General features: G+C 57.6%; 8 protein-coding genes. 1 reads left to right on the forward strand and 7 read right to left on the reverse strand.

All coding sequences use genetic code 11. From position 1 onward, the window contains the following. Positions 1 to 32: 32 nt before the first annotated feature. From L9Z73_RS01165 to L9Z73_RS01195, 7 genes are all read right to left on the reverse strand, one after another. The gene (locus L9Z73_RS01165; RefSeq protein ID WP_247395755.1) at positions 33 to 1,334 is read right to left on the reverse strand and encodes a hypothetical protein; all 1,302 of its coding nucleotides are present in this window, start codon (positions 1,332 to 1,334) and stop codon (positions 33 to 35) included. Positions 1,335 to 1,384: 50 nt separating this feature from the next. Beyond that, entirely contained in the window at positions 1,385 to 2,128 is a 744-nt protein-coding gene (locus tag L9Z73_RS01170) for a hypothetical protein (RefSeq protein ID WP_247395756.1), read from the reverse strand. A gap of 38 nt (positions 2,129 to 2,166) precedes the next feature. Next, complete coding sequence (locus L9Z73_RS01175) at positions 2,167 to 2,847, reverse strand: C39 family peptidase (RefSeq protein ID WP_247395757.1); 681 nt, start codon at positions 2,845 to 2,847, stop codon at positions 2,167 to 2,169. Positions 2,848 to 2,908: 61 nt separating this feature from the next. Further along, complete coding sequence (locus tag L9Z73_RS01180) at positions 2,909 to 3,670, reverse strand: hypothetical protein (protein WP_247395758.1); 762 nt, start codon at positions 3,668 to 3,670, stop codon at positions 2,909 to 2,911. Positions 3,671 to 3,737: 67 nt separating this feature from the next. Further along, the gene (locus L9Z73_RS01185; RefSeq protein WP_247395759.1) at positions 3,738 to 4,289 is read right to left on the reverse strand and encodes an adhesin; all 552 of its coding nucleotides are present in this window, start codon (positions 4,287 to 4,289) and stop codon (positions 3,738 to 3,740) included. Next, the gene (locus tag L9Z73_RS01190) at positions 4,289 to 4,741 is read right to left on the reverse strand and encodes a hypothetical protein (protein WP_247395760.1); all 453 of its coding nucleotides are present in this window, start codon (positions 4,739 to 4,741) and stop codon (positions 4,289 to 4,291) included. The genes L9Z73_RS01185 and L9Z73_RS01190 overlap by 1 nt, the downstream gene beginning before the upstream one ends. 341 nt (positions 4,742 to 5,082) lie before the next feature. Beyond that, positions 5,083 to 6,078: a FecR family protein gene (locus L9Z73_RS01195; RefSeq protein ID WP_247395761.1), complete on the reverse strand. Its 996-nt coding sequence runs from the start codon at positions 6,076 to 6,078 to the stop codon at positions 5,083 to 5,085. A 265-nt stretch (positions 6,079 to 6,343) separates the two neighbouring features. Between L9Z73_RS01195 and L9Z73_RS01200 the strand changes: the two genes are divergently transcribed. Continuing rightward, positions 6,344 to 6,639, forward strand: a 296-nt coding sequence (locus L9Z73_RS01200; protein ID WP_247395762.1) for an Ldh family oxidoreductase, incomplete at its 3' end; no start/stop codon positions are given.

Raw genomic sequence — 6,639 nt, forward strand, 5'->3', positions numbered from 1 at the left:
TTATCGTTGCGGGGCTTTTCCTTGAACGCGGTTTAGAAGTAGTACGGGAATTTCAGGCTGAAGGTGAAGTCCGGCGCATCATCCGTCATGCCAATGGCCAGGTTCGGCACGATCGTCAGGTTATCCGACGCCGCGATGGTCATGCCCACGTTGAAATAGCCGGCGTTGGCATCGCTGGAGACCACCGATTGCCAATCGCCGCCGTTTGGCTTGAGCTTGCTCTTGCGTTGCACCAGGTCGGAGACCGAGAACGACATACTCATCTTCTCGTTGAGGGCGAAGGCTACGCCGACGCCGAGCTGGAAGCTGTCGCCGAGGCTGACTTTGCCGCCGACCTTCTGATTGACGTCACTGCTGATGTCGTCAAACGACTCTTCGAAGTTATGGGTATAGGAGAGCGATCCAAACAACACCGCCGGGTCGAACGTCTTGACCAGGGAAATGCCTGGCGTGATCGACCAGACGCCATTGCCGGTGGGCAGGCTTTCCGGCACGTAGAGGTTGTCGTTGGTGGTTTGCTGGACCAGTTTGATGCCAAAGGGTTCTTTGCCCGTAGGCGCCTTGACCCGTACAGACACGACCGCATCCGGTAGGTTGGGGGTTTCGTCGAGAAACTTGTAAGCCACACCGAAATTGACATCACCAATGGTCGGGTCGCGGGTCACTGAACCTTCTGAAGTGGCCGTCGCATCGTTGCCGGCGCCGCCAGACTGGTAGGTCGATTCGCGGTAAATCACGGGGACGTTGACGTCGAACTGCCAGCGGTTATCGACGTTGTAGCGTCCGGTCAGGTCCAGCGTCCAGTTATCCGACTTGATCCGGTCAAGGTTGATATTGCCAAGGAAGATCGAGTCCAGCGCGAGGAAACCGTTGAGGGTTAACTGGCGGGCGTCGTAGCGCGCATAAGTCACGCCGGTTTCAAAGCTGAATTTGCCGTTGCCGAAGAAACCACTGGCTTCGTTGTAGAGGTTGCTGACACTTTGCGCAGGCGCCGAATCATCCTTGAGCGATTGTCCATAGGAACTGCCGCCGCCACCCGCGCCACCGGATGCGGCCGCCGCGCCGGTGCCGGCGACAGTGGTACCGCCTTTTTTGAAGTCTGCCGGGGATTTGGCCAGGCGTTTGGGCGCCGGAGTCGCCGGCTGATCCTCTACCTGGCGCACACGTTGTTCCAACACAGCCAAGGCTTTTTGCTGCACTTCATAACGCTGTTTGAGTTCCAGGAGCTCCTGTTTGAGAGTATCGATATCGGTGTCTGGCGCGGCATACAGCATGGTTGCCGGCAGCAGCGTACTTAAACAGACAACTGCATGTAGCGATAACGATCGATGCATGAAATAAGCCGTCCTTTTCTAATGCGTAAAGTGTCGAGGCTCAGCGTAGTTCAATAACCCAGAGTGCGTAGGCCTTTGAGTTGGTCGAGATTGCAGTTCAGGGCGCCATTGTTCAGGCTGTTACCCATTACGACGTTGAGTTGGGTGATGTTGTTGACGAAATTGGTGTTGCCGGTGAGTACCGTACCTTGCAGCACATTGCCTCCACCGATCTGTTGAAGACTGTTGCCCTGGTTGTTACTGGCCTGAATGGCCATTTGCAGCCCACCGTTCTTTGCAGAAATGGCAACATCGCCGGCCGCGCTGCTACCCCTGACCACCCCCCCTGCAACCAGTACTTGGCCTGATTCCACTCTGTTGGCCGGTGCGAGGCCGTTTTCGGTGACGCTGATGCCGACATTGTTGTAAGCCGTGTTGCCATCGCCGGCCGCACGCACGCTTTGGGTCACGCCTTGGCCACTGCCCAGGCCGGCGCCGCCAACTACGGTGCCGGTGCCGGTATTCTGGTTGGTGCCCGTACCTTTGGTGCCGGTGGTCTGCACGTAAAATTGCGGCGTGATGGTTGATTTGTCGATCTGCATGCTGGCCTTGCCGGTGATCGTGTCACCCACCGAGTTGGTCCAGGTGCTGCTCATGACGATGCCGAAGCTGATGATTCGCCCCGGCATCACATAGCGGCCGCGAAGCTCGGCCATTTCCGAATCTTTCAGTTCGATTGGCTTGAACCCCGATGAAGCATAAGCGGGCATTGAGGCTGCCAGACACAAGACCGTCAGCCAACGGGAAGTGTTCATCTTTTGCTCCTAGAGCGTCCTGCCCCTTATTGCGCTTCTTAGAAGAAGTCGCTCTGGATAAAACCGAAGTCCATCAACTCGGCGTCGCCCACGGGTCTGAACTCATTCAACTGGTTCTTCGCGGTGAGCGGGGTAGGCGGGTCGAGCAAGACATTGGCCTTGTCGTAACCTTCGCCCAGCACCGCAAATACGATGCCATTCCAACCCTTGACGAAATCGTCGCGCGAGTAGCGTTTATGGCCGAGCACCGGGTCGCCTATATAGACCCAGTCCTTGTCCGCGCGCTGCATCACCACGAAGTGCTTGTAGCCCCGAATTTCCAGCAATACCACCACAGGGATTTTCAAGGTCACCAGGGTGTCTGGTCCGATCTTGTAGCCCCGGGCACGCATGCCGATGCTTTCGAGGTAGCGCTTCATGTCCAGCATGGAAAAGCCCTGGGTGCGTACCAGGTCCTGGTCGGCGTTGACCAGCATGCCTTTGATGATGTGTTCTTCGTCGACGTCCAGCCAGTAGGCTTGGCGCAGGATGGTGGCGAGTGCCGCAGCACCGCAGCTGAAATCGGTTTTTTGTTCCACCAGGTTGGCGAACCGGCGTTCACGGATACTCTCGACCTTCTTGTAGATGACTGCACCGCCGGGCATGGCTGAGATCGCCATGGTGCCTGCCCACGTTGGGCCGGTGAGCAACATCAGGAGGCTGAGGGTCGCGAGGCGCATGATCGAATGACCTGTTGGACACTGGAATAAAAAAGGGCCTTGTTGCCAAGGCCCCATTGGATCAGAAGCGCATGCCGCTGCCACTGCTGCAGACGCTGCAACCCTGACCGATCGACAGGCTGTTGCTGCCTTGGTTGCCCGAACCCGATTGCAGGTTTACGCCTACGTTGCCGGAGTTACGGTTAATCGAGTTGTCGAGGCTCGAGTTGTTGGACACGTACTGAGCGCTGCCGCCATGGCCGCCATGGCCGCCATACCCGTTGCTGGTAGCGGCAGCGTTCAGGTAGCTGTTGGCGAGCGAGTTTTGCTCGGTGTTGGCGGCTGCAGCGATGTTTTTGCCGTCAGCAGTCGTGATGGCCATGTTGTTTTTACCCTGGTTGCCTTGACCGGCCTGGCCGTTGTAACCCAAGTTGCCGGAGTTACCGTTGAGCGAGTTGTCCAGGGAGGCATTGTTTTGCGTGCCTTTGTTGACGAAGTTGTTCAGCGCGCTGTTTTGATTCACATCGACCACGCCAAATACCGTTGCAAAGTCGCCTTTGGCGCTTGAGATGGCGGCAGAGTTGTCTGCTTGGTTGCCACTGCCCGCTTGAACGTTAACCCCGACGTTACCGCTGTTGCTGTTTACCGAGCCATCGGAAGAAGCGTTATTTTCGGTTTTGGTGTCGTCGAACTTGTTGCCGCCACTATTTTGTACATCTGTAACGACAGCGGCAACAGTACCGGTGGGTTGAGGCGCAGGGTGCCAGCCATTTGCCTGTGCAGCAGCAGCCATGAGCGCAGCCAGAGCAAAAACCATTGGTTTCAGAGCCATTTGAGGTTTCATGGTGTATCTCCTTGCTTCTAATTAGTTGGTTAAGTGTTGGTACGGTCTAACTAGTGCTACCAAGCGTTTACTTGATAGTGATGCCTAGGGTGTTAGCCACTCGGTTCCCCACCCCGGCACTCTGGTTCACCTGAATCACTCCTCGGCTGCCTGTGAAGGCCTGGTCGCTGGTCACGACCTGGCGGCTGCCAGTGGTGGAGGTGAGCCCTGAGTCGGTTGCCAGCGTCGTCGTGTTCTGTTGCAACAGGACGCTGTCGTCGATGCTTTGCGGGCCAGGGTTGATGCTGATCCGCACGGCATTGATTGATTGGTTATTGGCCCCGGCTGTCTGGTTGATGCCCAACATGCCGTTGCCATTGGTAAAAGAGGTGCCCATGATCGCGGCCTTGGCGTTCAGCGAGGGATCGACCTTGCCGTTCATGTTCTGGATATTGACGGTGGTGGCTTGCCCGCCGAGCGCGATGGCACGGTTGTTCGCCGTTTGCTGTTGGTTGCCAGCCGACTGGTTGATCGAAAAGTTGCCGTTGTAGTCTTTGCCGCTGTTGTTGATCACAGCGGTGTCATCCGCCCATGCAGTGGCGCTGCCCAGCAGGGCGAGGATCAGCAGTGTGCGATTCATCACTTGCCCCCTATCATGCTGCCGATGTTGTTCAACGGCGCCATGCCGCGCTGGATCGAGTCGCTGATCTGACCACCCATGCTGCTGCCCGCACCGTGGCCGGCCGCAGTACCGGTACCGAGTGTTGACATGCTGTTTTGTGTGGAGGTCAGGCCAGACAAGCCTGAAGCGGTCTGTATGGAGCGGGCGATGCTCGAGCCGCTGCTGATGCCGCCAATATCCAGATCACTGAGTTCACCCGAGATGGCACTCGTGATTTCTCTGCTGGGATTGGCGTTGGCAGTGGTGGGGTAGGGGTCAGGACCGAAGGATGCGCGACCGTACATGTGACCTTGCACATCACGCCCCGTCACGATAACGCCGTCACCGGCAAAGCTCGGAGCGCTGACGCCGACGCTGAGTACACAGCTGATCAGCAGTGCATTCATTGAACCTTGAGTGAGTGTCATCACGGCGGCATTCCTTATTCGTCGCGCTGACCCTAAACAGCGCTGTAAGGAATAGAGCAGGAGGCGTGCCGCTTTAAATTTATTGTTGTTAATCAAATAGCTATGAAACTTAGCAGGCTAAGTGATGGCCACGCTGTTTCAGCGTTGATACAACCTGCCGACGCCAGCCGGCAATTCCCGATATACCTGGCCCGCAGGCGGTGAGTTCGGGCGCCTGTATCAGTGATGTAACACTGTATGTGACAAAACGATGAATCCGCGCAGGCCGGGTCGTTCAGGACAGGGAGGTGTTTCAAAAATGGACACAGCAGACGCAAGCAAACCCACGGATGCTGGCAACAGGCTCAGCCCTTGGGCGCTCTACGTGGGATGGAGTTGAGGACGGGATTGCCATCCTGGTTCTGGGTCAGGTAGACCGGCAAAACCTTGGGCAAGGAGGGGACGAGGTTGTTGACCTCGCTGATGTTGTAGGTGCCGTCGATACGAATCGTCCCGGTGTCGGTATCGGCCAGCATCACGGGCTTGTTCAGGTAGCGGTTGATCAGTGGTAACGCATCGGCCAGGGCCAGGTTATCCAGGACCAATTTACCCTGGCGCCAGGCGAGGGCGCTGTCGCCGAGGTTGATCGAGCGCACACGCGGGGTGGTATCGCCCTGTTGATAGCTGGCTTGCATGCCCTGGGTCAGTGGCACGCTGCTGTGTGCCGGGTCGCTGGAAATCTGCATCGAGCCTTCGAGCAACATCACCCGTACCTGGTCTTCGTATTTCCACACGTTGAATTGGGTGCCGGTCACTCGTACCTGTCCCTCACCGGCCCTGACGACAAATGGATGGGTGCTGTCATGACTGATCTTGAAAAACGCCTCGCCCTTGCTCAGCGTGACCCTGCGCTGGTCCCTGTAATTGGCGTAGACCAGTTCGGTGCCCAGGTTGAGCTCTAGCTGGCTGCCGTCGTCCAGCGTGACTTGGCGCAAACCATTGCGGGTTTCGAACCGTTCATAGGCACTTGGCAACCACCCCGCTTCCCAGCCGGTGAACGCCGCCAGGGGCAGGGCAGCCAGGCACACCGAGGCTGCCACGGCATAAGTACGCAACCGGCTGCGCGGTTTGAGCGGCACTACAACGGGGGCAGGGGCGTGGCGTGGCAAATGACCGGCAACGTCCCAGATTTCCAGCATCGCTGCGTACTCGAAAGCATGCAGCGGATGAGCATCGTGCCACCGTTGAAAGGCCTGTCGTTCGTCCGCCGTGCAATCACTCGCATGCAGGCGCATGCACCAATGCGCGGCGGCATCGGTGATGGCGTCATATTCGGCTTCTGAAACAGACTTTTCGGTCATTAATTCATCCTGATTTCCCACATTCTAACCTCCCGAGGCAGATGGCGAGAACAGCGATGATGGCGATTGCACATCAATTGAGCGTTATTCTCGTTGGGCACGCCTAAACAGCTCGGTGACGGAGTCGCGGCCCACGGTAATGGGCGGCGAAGCGCGTCAGGCAGCAGATAGCTCAAGCGCCCGTTGACAGCAGGCACGGGAGGCGTTGTTTAATCGTTGGTCTGGATTCTAGTTGTCTCTTCCAATTACAAAATCGGAGCTACAGATGTCTGCCCAGTCCCCGATAGTGGATAGTTCTTCAGCGTTTATCGGTTTTAACGAGCTGGTGGGGTTGCTGCACGCGGTGTTTGTGAAACACGGCACGTCGCCGGAAGTGGCGCAGATCCTCGCGCACAATTGCGCCAGCGCCGAGCGCGACGGCGCTCATAGCCATGGCATCTTTCGGATTCCCGGTTATGTCAGCACGCTGGACAGCGGCTGGGTCGACGGCAAGGCCACGCCGGTGGTCACGGATGTCGCTTCCGGCTTTGTGCGGGTCGATGCCGCGAACGGCTTCGCCCA

This window comes from Pseudomonas emilianonis (assembly GCF_023072625.1).
GTDB classification, from domain to species: domain Bacteria; phylum Pseudomonadota; class Gammaproteobacteria; order Pseudomonadales; family Pseudomonadaceae; genus Aquipseudomonas; species Aquipseudomonas paraveronii.